Annotated in this window: 19 protein-coding genes and 1 pseudogene; 17 read left to right on the top strand and 3 right to left on the bottom strand. The window is 36.2% G+C overall.

Features of this window, described 5'->3' with window-relative positions:
• The first annotated feature begins 135 nt into the window (after nucleotides 1-135).
• From lepA to V6S17_RS04500, 4 genes are all read left to right on the top strand, one after another.
• On the top strand, nucleotides 136-1,953 hold the full coding sequence (gene lepA / locus V6S17_RS04485) for a translation elongation factor 4 (protein WP_373453451.1): 1,818 nt from the start codon (nucleotides 136-138) through the stop codon (nucleotides 1,951-1,953).
• Between the two features lie 163 nt (nucleotides 1,954-2,116).
• Nucleotides 2,117-2,746 (top strand): glycoside hydrolase family 73 protein, encoded by a 630-nt coding sequence (locus V6S17_RS04490; protein WP_036027104.1) that lies wholly within the window; start codon nucleotides 2,117-2,119, stop codon nucleotides 2,744-2,746.
• 38 nt (nucleotides 2,747-2,784) lie between these two features.
• Nucleotides 2,785-4,005, top strand: coding sequence for a peptidase T (pepT, locus tag V6S17_RS04495; protein WP_029091255.1), 1,221 nt, complete (start codon nucleotides 2,785-2,787; stop codon nucleotides 4,003-4,005).
• Nucleotides 4,006-4,161: 156 nt separating this feature from the next.
• On the top strand, nucleotides 4,162-5,067 hold the full coding sequence (locus V6S17_RS04500) for a DUF975 family protein (protein ID WP_029091256.1): 906 nt from the start codon (nucleotides 4,162-4,164) through the stop codon (nucleotides 5,065-5,067).
• Between the two features lie 116 nt (nucleotides 5,068-5,183).
• Here the strand turns inward: V6S17_RS04500 and lepB are convergent.
• Nucleotides 5,184-5,654, bottom strand: a pseudogene (lepB, locus tag V6S17_RS04505) (signal peptidase I).
• 242 nt (nucleotides 5,655-5,896) lie between these two features.
• Nucleotides 5,897-6,835: a CorA family divalent cation transporter gene (locus V6S17_RS04510; RefSeq protein WP_029091257.1), complete on the bottom strand. Its 939-nt coding sequence runs from the start codon at nucleotides 6,833-6,835 to the stop codon at nucleotides 5,897-5,899.
• A 75-nt stretch (nucleotides 6,836-6,910) separates the two neighbouring features.
• On the opposite strand from V6S17_RS04510, the gene V6S17_RS04515 reads away from it, so the two are divergent.
• From V6S17_RS04515 to srtB, 11 genes are all read left to right on the top strand, one after another.
• Nucleotides 6,911-7,909: a serine hydrolase domain-containing protein gene (locus tag V6S17_RS04515; RefSeq protein WP_051457347.1), complete on the top strand. Its 999-nt coding sequence runs from the start codon at nucleotides 6,911-6,913 to the stop codon at nucleotides 7,907-7,909.
• Between the two features lie 16 nt (nucleotides 7,910-7,925).
• Entirely contained in the window at nucleotides 7,926-8,258 is a 333-nt protein-coding gene (locus V6S17_RS04520) for a thioredoxin family protein (RefSeq protein ID WP_029091258.1), read from the top strand.
• Complete coding sequence (locus tag V6S17_RS04525; protein ID WP_029091259.1) at nucleotides 8,255-9,055, top strand: DUF1444 domain-containing protein; 801 nt, start codon at nucleotides 8,255-8,257, stop codon at nucleotides 9,053-9,055. Before V6S17_RS04520 ends, V6S17_RS04525 begins: the two co-directional genes overlap by 4 nt.
• A gap of 2 nt (nucleotides 9,056-9,057) precedes the next feature.
• Nucleotides 9,058-9,678, top strand: a complete 621-nt coding sequence (gene ytpR, locus V6S17_RS04530) for a YtpR family tRNA-binding protein (RefSeq protein WP_029091260.1) — start codon at nucleotides 9,058-9,060, stop codon at nucleotides 9,676-9,678.
• Between the two features lie 82 nt (nucleotides 9,679-9,760).
• Nucleotides 9,761-10,723, top strand: coding sequence for a hypothetical protein (locus V6S17_RS04535; RefSeq protein WP_069124546.1), 963 nt, complete (start codon nucleotides 9,761-9,763; stop codon nucleotides 10,721-10,723).
• Nucleotides 10,724-10,761: 38 nt separating this feature from the next.
• Nucleotides 10,762-12,069 carry a UDP-N-acetylmuramate--L-alanine ligase gene (gene murC, locus V6S17_RS04540; RefSeq protein WP_029091262.1) on the top strand — a complete coding sequence of 436 codons (1,308 nt, stop codon included), beginning with the start codon at nucleotides 10,762-10,764 and terminating at the stop codon, nucleotides 12,067-12,069.
• Between the two features lie 345 nt (nucleotides 12,070-12,414).
• On the top strand, nucleotides 12,415-13,062 hold the full coding sequence (gene isdC, locus V6S17_RS04545; protein ID WP_029091264.1) for a heme uptake protein IsdC: 648 nt from the start codon (nucleotides 12,415-12,417) through the stop codon (nucleotides 13,060-13,062).
• A gap of 15 nt (nucleotides 13,063-13,077) precedes the next feature.
• Nucleotides 13,078-17,601 carry an NEAT domain-containing protein gene (locus tag V6S17_RS04550; protein ID WP_069124544.1) on the top strand — a complete coding sequence of 1,508 codons (4,524 nt, stop codon included), beginning with the start codon at nucleotides 13,078-13,080 and terminating at the stop codon, nucleotides 17,599-17,601.
• A gap of 58 nt (nucleotides 17,602-17,659) precedes the next feature.
• Nucleotides 17,660-18,580 (top strand): heme ABC transporter substrate-binding protein IsdE, encoded by a 921-nt coding sequence (isdE, locus tag V6S17_RS04555; protein ID WP_120487780.1) that lies wholly within the window; start codon nucleotides 17,660-17,662, stop codon nucleotides 18,578-18,580.
• A complete protein-coding gene (locus V6S17_RS04560) occupies nucleotides 18,570-19,550 on the top strand; it encodes a FecCD family ABC transporter permease (protein ID WP_029092643.1) in 981 nt (326 codons plus the stop codon). Before isdE ends, V6S17_RS04560 begins: the two co-directional genes overlap by 11 nt.
• A gap of 13 nt (nucleotides 19,551-19,563) precedes the next feature.
• On the top strand, nucleotides 19,564-20,292 hold the full coding sequence (gene srtB / locus V6S17_RS04565) for a class B sortase (protein WP_029092644.1): 729 nt from the start codon (nucleotides 19,564-19,566) through the stop codon (nucleotides 20,290-20,292).
• A 43-nt stretch (nucleotides 20,293-20,335) separates the two neighbouring features.
• Here srtB and V6S17_RS04570 read toward each other — a convergent pair whose 3' ends face one another.
• Nucleotides 20,336-21,451, bottom strand: a complete 1,116-nt coding sequence (locus V6S17_RS04570; RefSeq protein ID WP_029092645.1) for an aminopeptidase — start codon at nucleotides 21,449-21,451, stop codon at nucleotides 20,336-20,338.
• 253 nt (nucleotides 21,452-21,704) lie between these two features.
• Here V6S17_RS04570 and V6S17_RS04575 point away from each other — a divergent pair, with 253 nt between their 5' ends.
• The gene (locus V6S17_RS04575; protein WP_029092646.1) at nucleotides 21,705-22,133 is read left to right on the top strand and encodes a DUF948 domain-containing protein; all 429 of its coding nucleotides are present in this window, start codon (nucleotides 21,705-21,707) and stop codon (nucleotides 22,131-22,133) included.
• Nucleotides 22,134-22,160: 27 nt separating this feature from the next.
• A complete protein-coding gene (locus tag V6S17_RS04580; RefSeq protein WP_029092647.1) occupies nucleotides 22,161-22,751 on the top strand; it encodes a YtxH domain-containing protein in 591 nt (196 codons plus the stop codon).
• The last annotated feature ends 142 nt before the right edge of the window (nucleotides 22,752-22,893 follow it).

Below are 22,893 nucleotides of genomic sequence, written 5' to 3' on the forward strand. Positions count from 1 at the left end.
AGTTAGATAAATGCCTTCTTATAATGAAGCTGAAGTGAAACGCAAATAGAGATGAAATTGTATTGTCTGCTATATGAGTATTTATAAGAGTGTTTGCAAAGAGTGATAGGAGTGGACAAATTGGATTTAAACCAGATGAAAGCGCGTCAAAAAAATATACGTAATTTTTCAATCATTGCCCATATTGATCATGGTAAGTCAACATTGGCTGACCGTATCTTAGAAAAAACGAATGCACTGACGCACCGTGAGATGAAGCATCAATTGCTTGATTCCATGGATTTAGAGCGTGAACGTGGTATTACAATTAAATTGAATGCCGTACAACTTTCTTACAACGCTAAGAACGGTGAAACATATACGTTCCATTTAATAGATACACCAGGACATGTCGATTTCACATATGAAGTATCTCGAAGCTTAGCTGCCTGTGAAGGTGCTGTTCTTGTAGTTGATGCTGCTCAAGGGATTGAAGCACAAACATTAGCTAACGTTTATTTAGCATTAGATAATGATCTTGAAATTTTACCAGTTATTAATAAAATTGATTTACCCGCAGCTGACCCTGAACGTGTGCGTGGTGAAATTGAAGATGTAATTGGATTAGATGCAAGTGAAGCTGTCTTAGCGTCAGCAAAAGCTGGTATTGGTATCGAAGAAATTTTAGAACAAGTTGTTGAACATGTACCTGCTCCAACAGGGGACTTAGAAGCGCCGTTACAAGCGTTGATTTTTGACTCTGTTTACGATGCATACCGTGGTGTTATTACGAGTATTCGTGTCATGAGTGGTACAGTAAAAGCAGGCGATAAAATTTACATGATGCAAACAGGTAAATCATTTGAAGTAACTGAAGTAGGTGTATTTGACCCGAAAGTATCGCCACAAGATGTCTTGATGGCAGGTGATGTTGGTTACCTTACTGCAGCAATCAAGCAAGTAGCAGATACACAAGTAGGGGATACGATTACGCATGCAGAAAATCGTGCAGCTGAACCTTTACAAGGTTATCGTAAAATGAACCCGATGGTTTATTGTGGTCTTTACCCAATCGATTCGTCAGATTATGTTGATTTACGTGATGCACTTGAGAAACTTGAATTGAATGATTCAGCATTACAATATGAAGCTGAAACATCACAAGCACTAGGATTTGGTTTCCGTTGTGGTTTCTTGGGACTTCTACACATGGAAATTATTCAAGAACGTATTGAACGTGAATTTAATATCGACTTAATTACCACAGCACCAAGTGTTATCTATCATGCAACATTAACAGATGATACAGAAGTGGTGGTATCGAATCCATCAGAAATGCCAGATCCATCATTAATTGCTTATGTTGAAGAACCTTATGTTAATGCATCAATCATGGTACCAAATGAATATGTCGGTGCCGTTATGGAGTTAACGCAACGTAAGCGTGGTAATTTCATCACAATGGATTATATGGATGATATTCGTGTTAACGTTAAATATGAAATTCCACTATCTGAAATTGTTTACGATTTCTTTGACCAACTCAAATCGAACACGCGTGGTTATGCGTCATTAGATTATGAAATTATCGGATACCGTCAATCTAAACTAGTGAAGATGGATATCTTATTGAACAGCGAAAATGTCGATGCTTTAAGCTTTATTGTTCATCGTGATTTTGCTTACGATCGTGGAAAAGTGATTGTTGAACGTTTACAAAAACTCATTCCGCGTCAACAATTTGAAGTGCCAATTCAAGCGGCAATCGGTAATAAAGTGGTCGCACGTTCAACGATTAAAGCGTTGCGTAAAAACGTCTTGGCTAAGTGTTACGGTGGCGATATTTCTCGTAAACGTAAATTACTCGAAAAACAAAAAGCTGGTAAAAAACGTATGAAATCAGTTGGTTCTGTTGAAGTGCCTCAAGAGGCATTTATGGCAATCCTTAAAATTGATGAAGATACAAAAAAATAAAGGCTTATATCATTTAGAGCAGTCACATGTGTGGCTGTTTTTTATTTTAAGTAACCATTATATAGAAGTGTGTTCATATAGAAAAACACATCGTTTTGTTTGCTATCTGAGCAATCAACCACTAAACTAAGAAACATAATAAGTTGTGATAGTGGGTGAAAAAATGATCATTAAGACAAAAAAATCAAAAAAGAAAAAGCGTCAAGACTTAATTATTACAGGGATAGTCTGCCTAGTATTTGTCGTGTTTTTAAGTATAATTATTGGGAAACTATCACAAGAAGAAGCGGCACCTGTAATTACAGAAGTTGACGAAGCAAAGATAACTGCCGAGAAAAAACAAACCTTTATAAAAAAAATATCACCAATAGCGAAAAAAAATCAAAAAGATAGTGGCTTGTTAGCAAGTGTGAGTATGGCCCAAGCTATTTTAGAGTCTGATTGGGGTACGAGCGATTTGGCTGTCGAAGGAAAAAATTTATTTGGTATCAAAGGTCAATATAAAAAACAATCGATCAAGTACCCAACACAAGAGTTTGAAAATGATGAATGGATCACGGTTGAAGCGGCATTTAGAAAATATTCTAGCTGGGAAGAATCGATGAACGATCATGTTAAGCTTTTTAAGGATGGTACGACTTGGAATGCTAATCAGTATAAAGAGGTGCTGGTTGCAAAGGATTATAAAAAAGGCACAATGGCTTTACAAAAAGCAGGTTATGCGACAGATCCAGACTATGCGGACAAGCTAGTTTCAGTAATTGAAAAATATAAATTAATGGAGTATGATTAGCCTATGATTACTTGAAAATAGACTTTAGGAGCTGAGATATAATGGAAAAAATCACAGAGCGTTTAATTACTTATGCTAAAATCGATACTCAATCTGATGAGAATAGTACAACAACACCTTCAACACCCGGACAATGGGATTTGTTGCATCACCTTGAGAAAGAAATGAAAGAAGTGGGATTAACAGATGTCCATTTAGATGAGAATGGTTATTTAATGGGAACTGTACGTGGTGATTTAGATGTCGCAACAATCGGTTTTTTAGCACATGTTGATACGGCAACCGACTTTACAGGTAAAGATGTCAAACCACAAATACATGAAAACTACGATGGCAAAGATATTGTTTTGAACAAAGAACATAATATTGTGATGACAACGGCTGATTTTCCAGAGTTGAGTGACTATAAAGGTCAAACATTAATAACAACTGATGGAACAACCTTGTTAGGCGCAGATGATAAAGCTGGTATTGCAGAAATTATGACGGCAATGGAATATTTAATTGCACATCCAGAAATTAAACACGGTGATATCCGCGTAGCCTTTACACCTGATGAGGAAATTGGACGTGGACCTGAAAAATTTGATGTGGAACGATTTAATGCCGATTTTGCTTACACAATGGATGGTGGTCCTGTTGGAGAATTGGAATATGAATCATTCAATGCTGCAGGAGCAGTCATTACTTTCCAAGGAAATAGTGTTCATTCAGGTACCGCAAAAGGTAAAATGGTAAATGCAGGTGCACTGTTTGCAGAGTTTCATGCGTTGTTACCAGCTGATGAAGTACCAGAAAAAACAGAAGGTAAAGAAGGGTTCTTCCATCTGAATAATATGAGCGGTAGCGTAGAAAGTGCAAAAGCCTCATATATTATTCGTGATTTTGATCGTGAAGAATTTGAAGAACGTAAACGAGTGTTAACTGCAGCGGTTAAACAAATGCAAGCTAAGTACGGTGAAAAAGTTATTACAATTGAAATGGCAGATCAATATTACAATATGCGTGAAAAAATAGAGCCTGTTATTGAAATTGTTGCGTTGGCACAAAAAGCCTATGATAAGTTAGGCATTACGCCACATATCATTCCAATTCGTGGTGGAACAGATGGCTCACAATTGTCTTATATGGGTTTACCAACACCGAACGTATTTGCAGGTGGTGAAAACATGCATGGTAAGTTTGAATATGTCGCAGAAGAATCAATGATCCAAGCGATGAAGGTCATCATTGAAATCGTTAAAGAACACGCAAATTAATAAAAAAGATAGAAGTGTTGTCATCATGGCAACTGCTTCTATCTTTTTAAAATAATCGAACTGAAAGAAATTACCCGAGTTAAACTAATAGATATCGTTCTTTTGAAAAAAACATGCTATAATTACAGGTGATATAAAATTAAAAGAGGTGAGACTTTGAAAAACATAAGCTTGATTAAAAATGAGGCGAGAGCAGCATTAAAAGGTCATTGGGGAATTGCGATTGGTGTTTTCTTATTGATGCTTGTGATCAATGGTGCATTGAACATGGTTGCTCCATTTGATGCTACAACAGAATCTACAGGAAATACGATTCTATCATTCATGAGTGTTTTGGTCACAATATTCGTAAGCATTCCTTTGACAACAGGATTTCAATGGTTTTATTTAAGTCTTTTTGACGGTGAATCATTGAGTGTTAAAAAAATGTTTTCAGCTTTTGGTAAAGGCTTTTACTTAAAAGTTATTTGGGCAAATATTTTAGTGGGTATCATGGTATTTATCTGGACTTTACCGGCAGTACTTATTGGTATATTAGTAGTTATTCTAGGCATGACTGAAGTGATGAGCTTATGGTTGCTCATTATTCCAATTATCTTACTTATCTTACCGATTATGAAAGCTTATAGTTACACGCAAACATTTTTCCTAATCAAAGATAATCCTACGCTTTCAGCTTGGGATGCAATTAAAACAAGTAAAGAAATTATGTCGGGGAAACGTATGAAACTTTTCCTCACAGAATTATCATTCATCGGTTGGATGATCTTACCATTAGTGATTGGTTTATACGGCGCATGGTTGATGTTCAGTGCTTTTATCTCAAATACTGGTACGTCAGCTGTTGGATTTGGTATTGGTATTTTGTTTATCGGACTCGCATTTTTCATCGGTATGATTGTCTGTATTTATTTAGCACCATACTACCAAACAACAGTGGCTTCATTTTATCGTATGCTTCAACCAAAAGAAGTTATTGTGGAAGAAGTCATCATAGAAAATGATTCATATGTTGAAGAAGTAAGTACTTTAGATAACAATACGGATGAAACGAACCGTTAGAATAATTTTCGGAAATTTGAGAGAGGCTTTTGCTTCTCTCTTTTTGTTTAGTAAGTGTATAAAAAACAACCGTCTGACATTTTTTGTCAGACGGTTGTTTTAGTTTTGATCTAGCTTTACTTAAACGGATAAAATTTGAAACCAAGCTTACCATCAATTTGGTCTTTATTAACAAATCCAATCATACGACTATCCGTGGAATTTTCGCGATTATCACCTAACACATAATAAGAATCTGCTGGTACAGTGACTTCGTCAATATCGTCAGTTACACCTTGAGTAGTAAAGGATTGTGTTGTTTTTTTACCATTAATATACAATTCATTATGACTCACTTTTACGGTATCACCAGGCATTCCGATAATTCGTTTGACAAAAATGCTACCAGAACCAATTTCGTCAAATATGACAATATCAAATCAATCAATACTGGCTTGTTTATAGGCGATATGACGGTCACGGTCGTTTAAAGTAGGGTCCATTGAGTGACCATCAATCACAACAGGTGAAAAGAAAAAGACACGTGCAATAATAATAAGGATGATGACAGCTGCAACAAAAGCATATTCTCTAACTATTTTTTTCATAAAATCCTCCGATGTATAGATTGAAATTTAACTTCTTATCATTTTTTTAAGTCATTAATAGTCAATTTATCTTTTATAACTAATTGAAATAATAAAAAACGAGAGTTATTAGTGACATTATACCACGTCGCAATACTTTGGTCATATGATATTGTGCGGAGAGTCATTGTTTTTATCAATTTCTAAATGTGCTAACAAGAGAGGCTGATTAAGCGCTCCGTTGAACAAAATATAGAAGTCACTTACTTCTTATTTTTTTTATTGCCTAACCATCCTTTACGATAGAGCCATAGAGCAACAAGACCAGTGAAAAAGAGTATCAACAAGAGTGAGTAAAGATAACCGTATTTTAAATAAAGTTCGGGCATTACACGGAAGTTCATCCCCCAAATTGCTCCAAATACAATGACAGGTGTGGTTAATACTGTGAACATAGTAAGAGCATTCATAATTTCATTGCCACGGTATGAAGCAAATGTTGTACTTAAGTCTAACATTGATGAAAGTTGTTTTTCATATTGATTAAGCAAGTCTGTCGTTCGTTCAAAGCGTTTATTAAACGAGTGAATCGCATGTTTTTGCAAATGGTTGTTTGTGTATATTTCTTCTGTCGCTAGTTTGATTTCTTGTAGCGGTAACGTAAGGTGTCGCAATCGTAATAAATCTGAACGCCAATTAAATAATTGTTGTACCTGCTTTTGTTTAAACTTATCATAGTGTCGTTTTTCAGCAGTAACAACGCTACGTTCGAAATGATCTATTTCAGATAAAAACGGATTTAGTGTTTTTGTTAATAGAAAATAAAGTGCTTCAATAGGTGTCTCAAAAGATTTTAATATGGCAACGGTTGTAGCTAAAGAATGCCCCGTTAAGTCAGGGATATTTAAATCAGTTAATAATAATTGATATTGGTCGACATAAAAATGAGCGAGCAGATTGGATTGTGAGGAAGTCTTTGTAATATAATGAAAAGAACCGATCATACAATTTTTTTCAGATGCTATAAAATCATTTGTTACGTGTAAGTAATTTGTATCAGTTAACAAGGCGCTTTCTTCTATAAAAGGCGTGTATTGGGGGAATACATTTGCGATTTTGCTAAAGTCAGATGGTTCATTGAGTAAGCAATAATGAAATTGCCAATTACCACAGGAGACGGTTTCAATAAAAGCTGGTTTCATACGTCAACTTCCTTCCAAAATATGATATAGTTACTATGTAAATGAAGTATACCACGTCCATTAAAGGAGGTAACCATGGAAATATTAGAAAACTACATCAAACAGATGGTTGCCGATAAAATAATTCCTGGTGCAACATACGGTATTTATCAACAAGGAAAATGGGTTAATGCTCAAGTGGGCAGTTCGCAACTCCTTCCAACGGCATTAGTGTTACAAGAGAATGCCATTTACGATGTCGCATCACTTACTAAAGTATTGGTAACGACACCGTTATTATTGAAATTGTATGAACAAAAACAAATTGATATTTTAAAACCTGTGCACTATTATTTGCCGCGTTTTAAATACCTAGAAGTGACAGTTAAGCAACTAACCACACATCAGTCAGGATTGGCAAAAAACATTCCTAACTATCCAATAAAAACAGCGACTGATGTAGAAAATTATATGTACGATATTCCACAAGATAATACTGCTGGAGATACAATCAATTATTCAGATGCCAATTTTCTGTTGCTAGGTGCAGTGATTGAAGCGGTGACCAAACAACCAATTGATAGACTTTTTAGCGAACAAATCACTAAACCACTGGCTATTGAAAATTTATTATTTAACCCTAAAAACAAAGCGAAATTAGAGTGTGTCCCAACTGAATTACATACACAGCGTGGACTAATTAAAGGGGATGTACATGATCATAAAGCATACTGTCTTGGCGGTATTGCGGCACATGCGGGTTTATTTGCGAATATTGAAGCGATTGAAAAGTTAATCAATCATTTAATGGGGTGGAATAGTCCAGAATTACTGACGGATGAAAGTCGAAAACTAATTCAAACAGTACAAGGAGAAGATCGTGTGAATAAGCGATCGATTGGATGGGATTTACGTTTTAATCAGGCACAACAACCCATCATGTACCATACAGGATTTACAGGAACGTTTATCTTAATTAATCCGATGAAAACTGAAGCGGTGATTGTTTTAACCAACCGTATTCACCCCAATAGAGAAAACCAACTATTTCTAACAGTACGGGATAAATTTATAGAAGCTTATTGTAAACGATAAAAAAGGGGCGATAATGATGAAAAAAGTAGCAACAATACAAGAATTCAACACAATCATTCAGACAGGTAAAACGATTGTTATGTTTAGTGCAGATTGGTGTGGTGACTGTGTTTATATCGAGCCGCAATTACCCGAAATTGAAGCGGATAACCCAACATTTAATTTTATTCATGTGGATCGTGACGAATTGCTTGAGCTTTGCCAAGACTTAGCTATTTTTGGTATTCCTAGTTTTGTAGCATTCGAAAACGGTAAAGAAACGGGCCGTTTTGTTAATAAAGAACGTAAAACGAAAGAAGAAATCAATCGTTTTGTAGCGTCTTTGAGCAGTCAGGAGCGTAGTGAATGAAACCAACTATCTTTACTGTAAAAGAATTATTAATTAATAAACTAAATAATCCTGACTATCGTTATACCTTTGATAAGGACTCAGGCACGTTACAAGTTAAAAATGATCGTGTAAAAAATGCTGTTACGATTCAATTGGCCGAACTCGTCAAACTCATAGAGCGTGATGGAGAATCTGCACTTGATAAGCAAGTGTATTATATTACCAGCAGTTTTGCGGCAGCGCAAAATACGAAACGTGTAGAAGATCATATGGACGATCTTTATCCCGTTATACGTTCAAGCTCATTCCCACTTGAAACAAAAGAAGGGGAGCCGTTTATTGTTACAGACCATACAGCAGAAACGCGAATTTATTACGTTTTAGATTTGGGCAATACCTACCGTTTATTAACTCAGAAAGATACAAGTGTGTTAGCGGTAGAAAAGATCAAAAGTCAGGCGTTAATCAACCTCAATACTAAAAAGATTCCATTAAAAGAAGATAATGTAGCAGGAAACCGTTTTTACTTTGTTAGAACCAATGATGGTTATGATGCGAGTCGTTTGCTCAATGAAAAATTCATGGAAAAAATGGAAAAAAACGCAAAAGGTCAGATCGTTGTAGCAGTACCACATCAGGATGTGTTATTATTAGTAGATGTAGTGAATGAAGCGGGTTATGATGTTATTGGGCACTTAACACTTGATTTTTATGCCTCAGGACCGGTGCCAATTACAACATTGGCATTTGAGTATTCAAAAGGTCATTTAACACCTGTATTCATTTTGGCTAAAAACAAACAAAAGGGGTTATAAAAATGATAGTAAATGTATTTTATAATGAAAAAGGAATTGGCGATGTATTGATCGTTCAAATGAACGGTAAAAAAGCTGAAAAAACAATAACTGAATCTAACAATAATGTGACTGAAATTAAAAATGCCGATACGAATGAAGTAATTGGCTATAACTTATTTAAAGTGAAAGAAAAGACAGCGTTAAACGTGACAGATAAAGTAGAAGTCACAGACGAAACAATTGCAATTATTAACGAACAATTGAGTGCTGCCGGTTTTGAAACATTAAAAGATGTGGATACAAGTCCTAAATTTGTTGTCGGTTATGTAAAATCAAAGGCAGAACACAGTAACTCAGACCATCTTAGTGTATGCCAAGTTGATTTGGGTACACATGTTGAGCAAATTGTTTGTGGTGCACCAAACGTTGATGAAGGGCAATACGTTGTGGTAGCTAAAGTTGGCGCAGTAATGCCAAGCGGTTTAATCATTGAACCTTCTGCATTACGTGGTGAAAAAAGTAACGGTATGATCTGTGCAGCACGTGAATTAGCTATTCCTGATGCACCAACTGAAAAGGGCATTATGATTTTAGAAGGATCAGACTATAAAGCAGGTCAAGCATACGCAATCCTCTTTTAAGTTAAACAATGGCTCAGTGTAGCATTGAAGACTATAGTTTGGTAAAATTAACTATATAAGAAGAGAAACGAGGGTGATGCAGATGGCTGGTTGGTTTAAAAAAATGTTGAATTTAGACGAAGATGAAACAAGCTCACAGAAACAAAAGGTAGTAAGACCAATCGCTGATAGTAAAAAGGAACGGCGCACACCCGCACCAATTAAAAATAAACAAGCACCAGATTATAATGAAGGTCGTGTGCGAACTGTCACAATGGATTCTGCAAGTAAGACACCGCGCACCAATAGAAAACCAATTATAGAACAAGAAAAAGTGGTTGAAAAAGTTAAACCACCTACAAAAGAAGTGAATAAAGAAATTGAAACAACCTCAGACGAGATAAAGTGGCATTCTGCATCACGAGAATCTCATTTTAAGGCGAGAGATATTCCTTCGCCTGTCTTTGGATTTCAAAAAAGAAATATGAGCCAATTCTATCCCAAACGACAGGAGCTAGAAACACCTGTCTTTGACGATCATATAAAGCATGAGGAAAAACCTATTGAAAGTAATAACCCTGCACTAACAAGTGAGTCAGTAGAAGTATTGCATGATACTTTAGAAGTGGAGAACGTGGAATCGTTGGTTGAAACCAGCACTGAAGTTAACAGTGAAATAGGACCGATTGAAGAAACAAGCGAAACTGAAAATAGTGATGTAGCAGAAATTGTTAGCGATAAGCTTGATAAACGTACGGATGTCATTGAAAATAATAAAGCAGTTGAAGCAGTTGAAGCAGTTGAAGCAGTTGAAGCAGTTGAAGTTCGTGCTGAAGATCAGCCGGATGTTTTAACGATTACTGCGGATGGCAAAGTTAAATTACCGAAATCAATTAAACCCAGTGGGGATCATTTTACTGATGCTGAAATTCAACAAATTGCTCGTGTAGCTGCTGTTGAAATGACACGTAAAATTCGTTCGAAGCGACTGAATGCAGGAACAGCACAACAAGAGTTGAACGCTCGTTTACGTTCTGTTGAAGAAATAATGAGAAAACGAAAATAACCAATGAAACTAAATTAGTAATAATGGAGGCTTTTATAATGAGTACATATCATTTTATAGGGATTAAAGGCACAGGTATGAGCGCGTTAGCACAGATTTTACATGATGAAGGCGAAACTGTCCAAGGTTCGGATATCGATAAATTTTTCTTTACGCAAAATGCACTTGAACGTGCGAATATAAAGATGTTACCTTTTTCAAAAGAAAATATTTCAGCAGAAATGACTGTCATTCAAGGGGCAGCATTCCCAGATTCGCATGAAGAGGTTATTGCAGCAAAAGCAATCGGAGCAAAAGTTATTCCTTATAATGAATTTTTAGGATCTTTAATTAAAGGTTATGCCAGTATTGCTGTGACAGGTTCACATGGTAAAACATCAACAACGGGATTATTATCACATGTATTAGAAGGTGTTACCTCAGTTTCTTATCTAATTGGTGATGGGACTGGTCATGGAGTTAAAAATTCGGATTATTTTGCGTTAGAAGCATGTGAGTATCAACGTCATTTCCTCGCGTATAAACCAAATTTCACAGTTATTAATAATATTGATTGGGATCACCCTGATTATTTTAAAACTGAAGGTGATGTGATTGATGCCTTTCAATCAATGGTTGAACAGACAAGTAAAATGGTAATTGCAAATGGTGATGATGATAAAGTGCGTGCATTGAATTATACAACACCGGTAGTTTATTTTGGTATTGGTGAAAATAATAACTATCGTGCAGTTAATATTAATCGTCATACTGCGGGTTGTAGTTTTGATGTTACAGTTGATGGTAAGTTATACGGCTCGTTTAACGTACCAACTTTCGGCGAACACAATGTTCGTAATGCACTTGCTGTTATCGTATTTACGCATCTTGAGGGCTTATCAATTGAAGCGGTTCAATCGAGACTACGCACATACGAAGGTGTAAAACGTCGTTTTAGCGAAAAAGTAATTGGCGATCAAGTACTGATTGATGATTACGCTCATCATCCAGCAGAAATTGAAGCAACTATTAACGCAGCTCGTCAAAAATATCCAGATAGAGAAGTGGTTGCGATTTTCCAACCGCATACTTTTAGTCGTACAAATACGTTTTTAAACGCCTTTGCTGAATCCCTAAGCAAAGCTGATGAGACGTATCTATGTGATATTTTTGGTTCTGCACGTGAACAAACCGGAAACTTAACCATTCAAGACTTAGCGGATTTAATTGAAGGAAGCCATGTTATTCAAGAACAACATACAGAAGTATTGAAGCAATTCAAAACAGGAGTATTGTTATTTATGGGTGCAGGAGATATCCAGAAATTCCAAAAAGCTTATGAGTTAACAATGACAATTCAGAGCTAAAATAAAGCTAGATAGTGAGTATCCTATTTATTTCTATGATTCTGATTGAGGTATACCTAAATTTTCTAAGAGTAAAAGCCACAGTAATTAAAATGTGGCTTTTTTATTATGGAAAAGAACAATATAAAGGCGAAAAAAAGTCAGTGGCAAGCGGTTTTATCTTTTTTGACACAGATATAAGTGAAATGTGTCTTTTTTTGTCACAAACTATGAAAGTTATCTGAAAACTTATTGACAATGATAATCATTATCACTTACAATTGATGAAGTATAGGAATTAAATACATTGGGAGCGTTTTATAGGACGTAAAAGTTCTGTATCACGACTTATATAGGAGGAATACAATGAAAAAATTATTAGCGACAGTCGTAATGATTACTACATTGACACTTTCACTGTTTATATTACCGCAAACAACGCATGCAGCAGTTGCAGATGGTACTTATTCAGTTGATTATACAGTATTACAGGGAGGTAGTGACTCGGTTTCAATGGCGAATGATTATTTTGATAAGCCAGCAACTGTAACAGTTTCAGGTGGTGAAACAACTGTGGATATTCAAGTGAATCACAGTAAATGGATTACAGGCTTATGGTTAAACTCAGCTAGCGAACAAGTCATTAGTTCCGATAAAGGGGCAGATACACGTAAAGTTCGTTTTAATATAGGGACTTTAGAAGAACAAATTCCTGCAAAAATAAAAGTTGATATTGATGATAATGATTTGAATTATCACCATGAGTACAAAATTGTTTTGAAATTTGTATTGCCAAAAAACACTGAAAAAGCCAGTGGTACGAGTGATTCAAAAAACACAGATGCAGTAGTTGCAAAAGGGACTGATACAAGTGGTAGCAGTGCAACAACTTCGACTGAAAAAGTGGCAAATCCCAAATCTGGGGATAATTCTTCAATGATGCTTTATGGTGGATTGGGACTTTTAGCATTAATCGGTTTAGTGGTAGTTAGAAAAAAAACAGCAACAAAATAGGGGGAGATAATATTGATGAAAACGGTGATTAATAAATTTAGTGTATTTGTCCTCATTGCTATGTTAGTAGTAAGCTTTTTCCCATCTTATGTAGCAAGCGCTGATTCAACAGTGTTAAAAGATGGTGGCGAATATAAAGTTAATGTTAATTTCTTTAAAGATAAAACTGGCTCGACAACAAAAGAAAAGTCGGTAGCAGATGATTATATTAATAATGAAGCAACAATTAAGGTTGAGAATAATCAACCCTATTTATATTTAAACGTAAAAAATAGTTCTTGGTGGAAAGCAATGGCAGTTAGTGAAACGGGTAACCGTCCAGAAACGCCAAATCCAAAAGAGGATTACGCTGGAAAATATAACGATGTTCAAATCGTTTCAAAAGATGATAGCACTCAAACGCAAGTAATCAAAATTAAAGTAGAAGATTTGAATAAAATCGTTTATTCGTATATGCATATCGTTGTGGATACAATTCCTGGATTTACTTACGACAACTGGTATCAAATTGATCTTGTCATTGATCCAGCATCGGTACAAGTTATTTCTGAACCAGAAGAAAAACCAGCAGCATTAGCAGATGGCACGTACAAAGTCCCATTCGCTGCAAAACATGCAACACAAGACAAAGCAAGCAGCATGCAAAAATATTTTGATAATCCCGTTTACATCCAAGTAAAAGATGGCAAACGTACGGCAGCAATGACAATTAATGACACAGATACGGTGAAAGAGTTCCAAACAACCGTGGATGGCGCATTTAAAGAAACAACAACGTTGTCAACTAAAGATAAAACACGTACGGTTCAATTTAATGTACCGGATGAAAACGCAGATTTATTGGCACACGTGAACTATGAAGCGCCATTTAATGGTGGTGTTCATAAAGGCAGCGCAGATTTCCGTCTAGCATTTGATACAACACAAGCAACAAAAGTAGCAGATTCAGAGTTCCCAGTGGCAACGCCCACAGAACCTGAAAAACCAGCAGCATTAGCAGATGGTACGTATAAAATCCCATTCGCTGCAAAACATGCCACTGAAGACAAAGCAAGCAGCATGCAAAAATATTTTGATAATCCCGTTTACATCCAAGTAAAAGATGGCAAACGTACGGCAGCGATGATAATTAATGACACAGATACGGTGAAAGAATTCCAAACAACCGTGGATGGCGCATTTAAAGAAACAACAACGTTGTCAACTAAAGATAAAACACGTACAGTTCAATTTAATGTACCGGATGAGAATGCAGATTTATTGGCACACGTGAACTATGAAGCGCCATTTAATGGTGGTATTCATAAAGGTAGTGCAGATTTCCGCTTAGCATTTGATACAACACAAGCAACAAAAGTAGCAGATTCAGAGTTCCCAGTGGCAACGCCCACAGAACCTGAAAAACCAGCAGCATTAGCAGATGGTACGTATAAAATCCCATTCGCTGCAAAACATGCCACTGAAGACAAAGCAAGCAGCATGCAAAAATATTTTGATAATCCCGTTTACATCCAAGTAAAAGATGGCAAACGTACGGCAGCGATGACAATAAATGACACAGATACGGTGAAAGAATTCCAAACAACCGTGGATGGCGTATTTAAAGAAACAACAACGTTGTCAACTAAAGATAAAACACGTACGGTTCAATTTAATGTACCGGATGAAAACGCTGATTTATTGGCACACGTGAACTATGAAGCGCCATTTAATGGTGGTGTTCATAAAGGTAGTGCAGATTTCCGCTTAGCATTTGATACAACACAAGCAACAAAAGTAGCAGATTCAGAGTTCCCAGTGGTAACGCCCACAGAACCTGAAAAACCAGCAGCATTAGCAGATGGTACGTATAAAATCCCATTCGCTGCAAAACATGCCACTGAAGACAAAGCAAGCAGCATGCAAAAATATTTTGATAATCCCGTTTACATCCAAGTAAAAGATGGCAAACGTACGGCAGCGATGACAATAAATGACACAGATACGGTGAAAGAATTCCAAACAACCGTGGATGGCGTATTTAAAGAAACAACAACGTTGTCAACTAAAGATAAAACACGTACGGTTCAATTTAATGTACCGGATGAAAACGCTGATTTATTGGCACACGTGAACTATGAAGCGCCATTTAATGGTGGTGTTCATAAAGGTAGTGCAGATTTCCGTCTAGCATTTGATACAACACAAGCAACAAAAGTAGCAGATTCAGAGTTCCCAGTGGCAACGCCCACAGAACCTGAAAAACCAGCAGCATTAGTAGATGGTACGTATAAAATCCCATTCGTTGCAAAACATGCCACTGAAGACAAAGCAAGCAGCATGCAAGGTTACTTTACAAATCCAGCTTATATCAAAGTTGAAAATGGTAAACGCACGGTTGCTATGACTATTACAGATTCTAAGACAGTCACAAGCTTCCAAACAATGGTTGCCGGTGCACTTAAAGATGTTAAAGTATTATCAACAGATAGCAAAAATAATACGCGCACGGTTTCATTTGAAATCGATGATGAAAAAGCAGATCTTTTTTCACATGTGACATATGCCGTAGATATGGGCAATGCACGCGCAATATATGAAGGTAAAGCAGATTTTCGTTTAGCGTTTGATCCAAAAAATGCGATGATTGTTTCACCACTTGAGTTTCCTCAAGCTGAGACACCAACAGAGCCAGAAAAACCATCAACGATTGATCCTTTGAAATTAAAAGATGGCTCAACTTATACAATTGATTTTGAAGTCACAAAAGAAAACAGTAAAGAAGTTTCAATGATGGATGAATATATGGTGAAACCAGCTGTAATCAAAGTTGAGAAAAAACAGCCATTTGCCTATGTTACACTAAAAAACAGTCATTGGATTCAAACGTTTGAAACAGAACAGAATGGAAAATATATTGCTGCTGAAGTAGTTGAAAACAATAAAACAAAGGATACACGTGTTGTAAAATACCCTATAAAAGATGCAACTGTGTCGACAAAAGTACGCACACACGTTAAAATTACCGACGTTCCTGGATTGAAGTATGATGAAACGTATGGCGTTAATGTAAAATTAGATGCCAAATCAATCAAAGAAACAACTCCAACAGAACCTGGTAAACCAACAGAACCTGGCAAACCAACAGAACCTGGTAAACCAACAGAACCTGGTAAACCAACAGAACCTGGTAAACCAACAGAACCTGGCAAACCAACAGAACCTGGCAAACCAACAGAACCTGGCAAACCAACAGAACCTGGTAAACCAACAGAACCTGGTAAACCAACAGAACCAAGTAAACCAACAAAACCTAGCAAGCCAGCACCTGTTGATCCATTAAAGTTAAAAAACAATCATCAGTATACGGTGAACTTTAAAGTTTTGAAAGAAAAATCAACAGAATTATCAATGATGGATGGTTATACACAAAAACCAGCCGTTATCAAAGTTGAAAAAAATCAAGCCTATGCTTACGTTACATTAAAAAATAGTCACTGGATCAAAACATTTGAAACGAAACAAAATGGTAAATTTGTTGCAGCACAAGTTGTAAGCAAAGATGCTAAAAAAGACACACGTGTCGTGAAATATCCTGTGAAAAATGCTGCTGACTCAACAGAAGCGCGCACTCACGTTAAAATTACAGATGTACCAGGATTAAAATATGACAATGTTTATAAAATAACGGTTAAGTTGGATGGTAAATCAATTAAAGATGTCACAACAACCAAACCAGTGTTGCCAGTGAAACCTCAACCACCAGTAAAACCAACAACGCCAGTAAAACCAAGTAAGCCTGTAACGCCAGTAAAACCAAGTAAGCCTGTAACGCCAGTAAAACCATCTCAACCAGTAAAAACAGCAGTGGTTAACCCTAACAAATTACAAGAGGGTAAAAGTTACTCAACAAATTTCACTATCCTAAAAGAAAATTCAAACGCTGTTTCAATGATGGATAGCTACACGCAAAAACCAGCTATTATCAAAGTTGAACAAGGGCAAGCTTATCTTTACTTGACACTGACTAATAGCCATTGGATAAAAACGTTTGAAACAAAACAAAATGGTAAATTTATTGCGGCTCAAGTAGTATCAAAAGATACGAAAAAAGATACGCGTGTCGTAAAATATAAGATTCCAAATGGAGCAGCAGCAACAGAAGCACGTACACATGTCAAAATTGATGATGTTCCAGGTTTAGATTATGACAATTACTACAATGTTACTGTGAAACTTGATCCAAAAACATTAACAGATACTACCGGGAAAAAAGTTGTTCAATTGGCAGTTGTAACTAATGCGAACAATACATCAGGTACTGGACCAAATGGGACAGCGAACACTGTGTCAACTTTGGCACAACCAAATAATAATGCAGGTGCAGCTTTGCTAAAACCAACTTTTGCAAAAGCAGAACAAGCACCCATTAAACAAACGGCAGCAACTAAACAACAAAATGTGAAGACTGGCGATAAAGCAAGTATGTTCATTTACGGATTATTTGTTATACTAGCTAGTGGGTACTTTATCAGAAGATTCCAAGTGAGAAATCGATAAACACTGCTAATACTGTTTAGTTAATTACAAAAACTTTTTAAGACAGGCCTTAGCATTAATGCTAAGGTCTTTATTTTATGAGAGAGGTGACTTCATAGTGAAATTTAAAAAAATAATTGTACTAAGCGCCGCCTTACTTTTATTAGCGGGTTGCGGTAGTCCAAAATCAGCAGCAGATGAAACAAGCACAAAAAAAATGGAACAAGAAAAACGTGTTGTCACAACTACAGTTGCGACAACTGAAATAATGGCAAAATTAAATGTTGATTTAGTGGGCATCCCGACGTCTTCTAAAAAATTACCAGAGCGTTATGCAAAGGTACAAAAAACAGGCTCTCCAATGAGCCCAGATTTGGAGATTATTCGTTCATTAAAGCCAGATGTTGTGTTAGCTACTAAAACGTTAGAGGCTGATCTGAAAGATGGTTTTGAACAAGCCCAATTAAAAGCAGAATTTCTTGATTTTCGCAGTATATCTTCAATGGAGGATGAAATAACAAAGTTAGGGAAAACATTAGAGCGTGAAAAGGAAGCAAAAGTATTGAATGAAACATTATCACAACACGTATCTAATATAAAAGCAGAAGTTGCTGGAAAAAAACAGCCAACAGTGCTCATCTTAATGGGAATTCCAGGCAGTTATTTAGTTGTCACTGAGCATGCCTATATTGGCGACTTGGTGAAAATTGCGGGGGGAAAGAACATTATTCAAGACCAACCCCAAGAATATTTAGCATCTAACACTGAATTTTTACAAAAAAGTAACCCTGATATTATTTTGAGAGCATCACATGGAATGCCGAAAGAGGTCGTTGAGATGTTTGATAAAGAATTTAAAGATAATGATATTTGGAAGCACTTTAACGCTGTCAAAAAGGGTCGAGTTTATGATTTAGATGAAAATTTATTCGGTATGACAGCTTCTTTGAATGCACCAGATGCATTAGACAAAACAGTAGAGTACCTCTATGAAAAATAGAGTGATTTGGCTGTATGTTATTGTAACTACCGTTTTGATTCTTGCGATACTGTGGTCATTACTATCCGGCAGTATTTCTATCACTTTTTGGGAAATAGCAACACAATTGTTCAGTTCGGGAAATGAAAATGTTGCGATTATTCGTGATTTACGCTTACCACGTATTATATTAGCGTTATTTGCAGGAGCGGCACTCTCTGTTTCAGGGTTATTATTACAAGCTGTTTTAAAAAATCCGCTTGCAGATGCAGGTGTTATTGGTATTTCAGCGGGAGCGCAGTTGTTTGTGTTGAGTTTACTCACTTTTTCACCTCAAATGTACAATTGGTCACCGGTTGCCGCTTTTATAGGAGGGAGTATCGCTTGCGTGTTAGTCTTCCTATTTAGTATTCGTTCAGGGCTTAACCCACTCTATTTGATTATCATTGGAGTGGCCGTTAACGCTGTTTTCACTGGATTAGGTGATCTAGTATCTGGAATTGGTGCACAAGTCAGTAGTCAGGCATCTGGGAGTGCTATTGGCTTTGGTATGAAGAAATGGTCAGATGTATCAATGTTAGTGGGTTACGGTGGTTTAGGATTGCTGTTATCATTTTTCCTTGCAAAGCGCTGTAACTTATTGGCTTTAACAGATGATGTTTTGGTTGGATTAGGAGCACCGATAGCCCGTATCAGAATTATGATTGCTGCTGTTGCCGTTTTGTTGGCAGCCATTGCAACTGCAGTGGTAGGCGTCATTGCTTTTGTAGGATTATTAGTACCACACATGGCGAGATCCTTATTAAAAACAGCAGATCATCGTATATTACTGCCTTTTTCAATGCTGTTAGGTGGTTTGTTATTAATTATTGCAGATACGTTGGGACGGATTATGTTTGAGCAAGTTGAAATTCCAGCGGCAATTATCATGTTGATCATTGGTGGACCATTCTTAATCCTATTGATGTGGCGTAATAAAGTAATTCGTTAAGAGGGGGAAGCAGATGAAACGAAAGATACTCAATCTTATTATGCTTGCTGTGCTTGTTTTTTCGAGTTACCAAATAATAAAAACATATCGTGAAAATAAACATAATCAAACAGTTTTAACAGAAGTACAAACGTTATATAAAGAAGAGATACAAACAACGCCTAAGGGGGAGGAACAAAAATTCCCTGCTTTTAAAAAGTTACAAACGATTAATCCGGATATTATTGGTTGGTTAACAATTGCGGATTCAACAATTAACTATCCTGTTTTACAAACGGATAATAACGATTATTACTTGAAGCATAATTATCAAGGCGAGTCAGCTCGCGCAGGTAGCGTTTTTAAAGATTTTCGTAATACTAACCAAGATGAAAAGAATACGATTATTTATGGGCATAATATGAAAGATGGTTCAATGTTTGCTGATATTCAAAAATACATGGATAAAGATTTTTTTAAGTCACATCCCACATTTGAATATAATACAGAAACAGAAAACTATAAGGTTGAGGTATTTGCTGTCTATGAAACGACGACTGATTTTTATTATATTGAGACTAATTTTAATGAAACAGCTTCTTTTGCGCGATATCTGAGTGAAGTTCAAAAAATGTCCGTTTATAAAACCGATGTGAAGGTTTCTGATGAAGACCATATCATTACTTTATCAACGTGTGATACTGGTTTTGATTATGAAAAAGGGCGGTATGTGGTGCAAGGTAAAATTGTTAAAAGTGATTAAAATAAAAAGGTAGGGAACCAGAGGTTTCCTACCTTTTTTATGCTTATTTTAAGTTGTCAGGATTTAATGCCTCAAGTTCTGGCAAAACAAACAATCCGTTATCACGAATAAGAACATCATCGAAGAAAATTTGGCCACCACCATAATCAGCACGTTGGATATTTACCATATCCCAATGAATGCCTGATGTATTGCCATTGTATGCTTCATCGTAGCATTGTCCCGGAGTAAAGTGGAAGCTGCCACGAATTTTTTCATCAAATAAGATATCTTGCATAGGTTCTGCGATGTAAGGATTAACACCAATAGCAAACTCACCGATATAACGTGCGCCTTCATCAGTATCGAGTATCGCATTCAATTTTTCAGGTTCATTTGAACATGTCGCATCTACAATCTTTCCATCTTTGAACGTTAATTTAATGTTTTCAAAAGTTGTACCATTATAGGGTGACGGTGTGTTGTGAGTAAGAACACCATTAACTGAGTCTTTAACAGGAGCAGTATATACTTCGCCATCAGGAATGTTGTTTTGTCCAGAACATCGAATAGCTGGAATATCTTTGATAGAGAAGCTCAAATCAGTGCCAGGTCCAACTAAGCGAACGCGATCAGTTCGTTCCATTAAACTTTGTAAAGGTTTCATTGCTTCATCCATTTTACTATAGTCTAAATTACAAACATCGAAGTAAAAATCTTCAAATCCTTCTAAACTACGCCCCGCTAACTGAGCCATTGCTTGATTCGGATAACGTAAAACAACCCATTTTGTTTGTTTTACACGCACGTTAGAGTGCATGTATTGCACTGTTTGGCTGTAAATGCCATTTTTATCAGCAGGCACATCCGCTTTAGCGTTGATATTGTCAAAGGCACGTAATCCAATATAGGCATCCATTTCTTTCATTACTGCCGTTTCAAAATCGGCTTGTAATTTAAATTGCGGTAAAGTTGCGCCAAGTAATAATTCACGCTCTATTTGGTTATCTTTTAAAGAAACAAAAGGTTGACCGCCAGCGGCATAAGCTTCTTTAACAAGTGCCTTTACGAATTCACGTTGAATACCAAAGTTTTCAATCAGAACCTTTTCACCAGGTTTCAAATCGATTGAATAGTTAATTAAATTGTGAGCAAGTGTATCTAGACGTTGGTCTCTCATTATATATCCCCCTTAAATTGTAATCTCTTACATTTTACCTTAAACGCTGTGATTACTCAACAAAAGGCTGTTAAATCGGACTTTATTAAAAAAATAAAGCCAAAAAATTCCAATAGAATTGAAAAAAAAGAAACGCTCTAAAAAAAAACAAGTAAATGATTATGAATTACGCCCGTTTATTGCTAGAATAAGAGAAAGGGAACGTTATTCCTTTCGAAAGTAGCAAAATAAGTAATAAGAGGAAGGTGTAGAAATGATTGCAATATTATATTGGGCTGCATTTATTGCCGCAATCGCTTTACTCATCGGTGCTATCTTTTTAGCCCGTGCATTTGTAGCGATGTCGAAAACAATGGATGCTGTTACAAAAACAATGGGGACGCTTGATACACAAGTTACAGGTATCACAACTGAGACACAGTTAATCTTAAACAAAACCAACACTTTAGTTGAGGATGTTAATGGTAAAGTTGCAAGACTAGATCCAATCTTCGATGCAATGGGTGATATTGGTGTTTCTGTGCAAGATTTAAACACGTCAATCCGTAATATGTCTTCAACGGTATCAAATAGCGTAAAGATGACGGAAGAAAAAGTGAGTAATACGGTATCGTACAGCAATGCATTTATGGTTGTGCGTGATATCTTGAAGAAACGCAAAGCTAACAAAGAAGTTAAATAAAACAACTACTATTAGGAGGAATTTAACATGACAGAGAAAAAATGTGTATCAACTCAAAATTTTGTTTTAGGGGGACTAATTGGTGCGGCTGTTGGATCAGTTGTAGCATTATTACTTGCTCCAAAATCAGGCCGTGAATTACGTTCAGATATTAATGATCAAGTGCAATCTGCTAAAGAGAAAGCATATGATGTAAAAGATGCAGCTTTAGAAAAAGGTGCAGAATTAAGTGATTATGCTAAAATTCAAACAGATTCATTAAAAGAGCAGACAGCTCGCTTTACAGATACTGTAAAATCAAAAGCAAGCGAAGTTTCTGGAGCAGCTAAAAAATATGGTATTAAAATTAAAGCTGATACTGAAGATGCAATAGAAGAGGTTTCTGGTAAAGTAGAGGACACTCAAGAAGTTGTAGCCGATAAAGTAGATGAAGCAAAAGATAAAGCTAAGGATGTAGCTGATAAGGTATCTGATAAAGTAGATGAAGCAAAAGATAAAGCAGAAGACGTGAAAGATAAAGCGGAAGATGTGAAAGATGTTGCTCATTCTGAAGCAAAAGACGTTAAAAAAGCAGCTAAAAAAGCAGCTAAAAATGTTGAAAAAGAAATTAAAAAATAAGGATTATAACGAGATACATACGGTATAACACTTAAACTAATTAGGCTGCATATTTCCGAAAGTTTAGCGGAAGTATGTGGTCTGATTTTTTTAATAGGAAGATTTCAGAGAGACATTCACAGACAGGACACTAATTAAACAT

Origin of the sequence: Brochothrix thermosphacta DSM 20171 = FSL F6-1036 (genome assembly GCF_036884295.1) — a bacterium.
Taxonomy (GTDB): Bacteria; Bacillota; Bacilli; order Lactobacillales; family Listeriaceae; genus Brochothrix; species Brochothrix thermosphacta.

Bases quoted from the DNA above. Each gene is read 5' to 3' on its own strand.
- V6S17_RS04560 (WP_029092643.1), top strand. From the start codon at position 18,570: ATGAAAAATAGAGTGATTTGGCTGTATGTTATTGTAACTACCGTTTTG.
- isdE (WP_120487780.1), top strand. From the start codon at position 17,660: ATGCTAAGGTCTTTATTTTATGAGAGAGGTGACTTCATAGTGAAATTT.
- V6S17_RS04580 (WP_029092647.1), top strand. From the start codon at position 22,161: ATGACAGAGAAAAAATGTGTATCAACTCAAAATTTTGTTTTAGGGGGA.
- lepA (WP_373453451.1), top strand. From the start codon at position 136: ATGAAAGCGCGTCAAAAAAATATACGTAATTTTTCAATCATTGCCCAT.
- murC (WP_029091262.1), top strand. From the start codon at position 10,762: ATGAGTACATATCATTTTATAGGGATTAAAGGCACAGGTATGAGCGCG.
- ytpR (WP_029091260.1), top strand. From the start codon at position 9,058: ATGATAGTAAATGTATTTTATAATGAAAAAGGAATTGGCGATGTATTG.
- V6S17_RS04510 (WP_029091257.1), bottom strand. From the start codon at position 6,835: ATGAAACCAGCTTTTATTGAAACCGTCTCCTGTGGTAATTGGCAATTT.
- V6S17_RS04535 (WP_069124546.1), top strand. From the start codon at position 9,761: ATGGCTGGTTGGTTTAAAAAAATGTTGAATTTAGACGAAGATGAAACA.
- V6S17_RS04490 (WP_036027104.1), top strand. From the start codon at position 2,117: ATGATCATTAAGACAAAAAAATCAAAAAAGAAAAAGCGTCAAGACTTA.
- V6S17_RS04520 (WP_029091258.1), top strand. From the start codon at position 7,926: ATGAAAAAAGTAGCAACAATACAAGAATTCAACACAATCATTCAGACA.
- isdC (WP_029091264.1), top strand. From the start codon at position 12,415: ATGAAAAAATTATTAGCGACAGTCGTAATGATTACTACATTGACACTT.
- V6S17_RS04575 (WP_029092646.1), top strand. From the start codon at position 21,705: ATGATTGCAATATTATATTGGGCTGCATTTATTGCCGCAATCGCTTTA.
- V6S17_RS04550 (WP_069124544.1), top strand. From the start codon at position 13,078: ATGAAAACGGTGATTAATAAATTTAGTGTATTTGTCCTCATTGCTATG.
- V6S17_RS04570 (WP_029092645.1), bottom strand. From the start codon at position 21,451: ATGAGAGACCAACGTCTAGATACACTTGCTCACAATTTAATTAACTAT.
- V6S17_RS04515 (WP_051457347.1), top strand. From the start codon at position 6,911: ATGGAAATATTAGAAAACTACATCAAACAGATGGTTGCCGATAAAATA.
- V6S17_RS04525 (WP_029091259.1), top strand. From the start codon at position 8,255: ATGAAACCAACTATCTTTACTGTAAAAGAATTATTAATTAATAAACTA.
- srtB (WP_029092644.1), top strand. From the start codon at position 19,564: ATGAAACGAAAGATACTCAATCTTATTATGCTTGCTGTGCTTGTTTTT.